Origin of the sequence: Streptomyces glaucescens, assembly GCF_002154375.1 — a bacterium.
Lineage (GTDB): Bacteria > Actinomycetota > Actinomycetes > Streptomycetales > Streptomycetaceae > Streptomyces > Streptomyces glaucescens.
Window position 1 is genome coordinate 1 of the sequence record NZ_MUND01001066.1, and the last position, 1,529, is coordinate 1,529.

Annotated in this window: 2 protein-coding genes and 1 pseudogene; 1 reads left to right on the plus strand and 2 read right to left on the minus strand. The window is 76.8% G+C overall.

What is annotated here, in order from left to right:
* Positions 1-257: ROK family protein (locus CCN42_RS40605; protein WP_143662265.1), on the plus strand; the 257-nt coding region annotated here is incomplete at its 5' end.
* Between the two features lie 9 nt (positions 258-266).
* On the opposite strand, the pseudogene CCN42_RS40610 reads toward CCN42_RS40605, so the two are convergent.
* Positions 267-1,024, minus strand: a pseudogene (locus CCN42_RS40610) (SDR family oxidoreductase).
* Between the two features lie 164 nt (positions 1,025-1,188).
* Positions 1,189-1,529 (minus strand): hypothetical protein (locus tag CCN42_RS44025; RefSeq protein WP_211294913.1); only part of this gene is annotated, 341 nt, incomplete at its 5' end.

Genomic DNA, 1,529 nt, shown 5'->3' on the forward strand with positions numbered 1-1,529 from the left:
TCGCCGACCGGCTCGCCGTGGGGGTGGCCTCCGTCGTGGCCGTGCTGGACCCCGGGTGCGTGGTGCTGGGCGGCGAGGTGGGGCAGGCCGGGGGAGCGGTGCTCGCCGCGCGGGTGGAGGCGCGGATCCGGCGGATGTCACCGCTGGCCACCGAGGTGCGGCCGAGCGCTCTGGGCGGCGGAGCGGTCCTGCGCGGCGCACTGCTGACCGCCCGGGACCGAGCCCAGGACGAGCTGTTCGCGCCGCCGGAGCGTTGACCCGGGGCGCTATCGCCCGGGGCGGGCACCCGCGAACCGCGCCGCCAGATACTCCTCGAACGTGCCCTTGCCCACGGCCAGTCCGGGGGTGAGATGGTGGCCCGCGCGAAAGCCGCGGTACGCCGCGCCCGCCAGCGGCACCCGCAGCAGCGGCCTGCGGCGTCCCGTCGCCGACAGATACGCCCGGGCCAGCGACTCCAGCGACCGCACCTGCGGCCCGCCCATGTCCTCGGCCCGCCCCACGGGCCCGCCGAGCGCCAGCTCCGCCAGCCGGCCGGCGACCTCCGCCACCTCGACCGGCTGGTCGGCCACCCCGGCCGGCAGCGCCATCACCGGCGGCTCGGCGAGCACCTGGAAGACCTGCGCCAGCAGGTCGTGGAACTGGGTGGTGCGCAGGATCGTCCAGCCGAGCCCCGACTCCTCGACCCGTCGCTCCACGGCGAGCTTGGTCCGGTAGTAGCCGAGCGGTACCCGGTCGACGCCGCGATGGAGATGTGCGCCAGGTGTCCCACCCCGGCTCGCCGCGCCGCCCCGATCAGATGGCCGGCCGCCTGCTCGTCCCCGCCGCGCGGACTGCTTGCGCAGTGCACGACCGTGTCCACGCCCGCGACGGCCGCGTCCAGCCCGCTGCCGCCGGCCCGCAGATCGACGGCGTACGGCTGGGCGTGCCGGCTGAGCACCCTTACCTCGTGCCCGTCCGCCCGCAGTCGCCGGGTGACTAGCCGGCCGAGGGTTCCGGTACCGCCGGTCACCAGGATCGTGGTCATGGGTTCAGCCCCTTCGGACACGGGGCGCTCCCGGACGGAGCGCCCCTCGCCGGCAGAGACAGGCCAGCCGCCGTCGAATGTGACAGGGGACGGCCGAGGCCGGGCCGGCCGGCGGCGCGCAAAGCCCAGTCTGTCCGGGTTCAGTACCACCCGCACATCCGCGATCAGACCGTCCCGCAGCTCGACGGCGACCACACCGGCGAGCGTGTCGCCCGCCCCGGCGGCCGGCCCGCGCTCGCCGTCGAACACGACCGCCGGGCACTCCGGGCCGCCGCGAACCGCTTCAGGCCCGCCGCGAACCGTTCCAGGCCGCCACCGCCGGCCGGCTCCCTTGCCGTTCCCCCGACCGGGCGCCGGGCCCTGCGGACCTGGTAGCCGCCGTCGCCGGACCGGGTGACACCGGCCGCGAGCGGTAGGCGCCGCTGAAACCGCGGACACCCCTCGCCCTGCCAGAGCCCGTGCTCCGCCAGGGTGAGGGGTGCGGTGAGGGGTGCGGTGAGGGGTG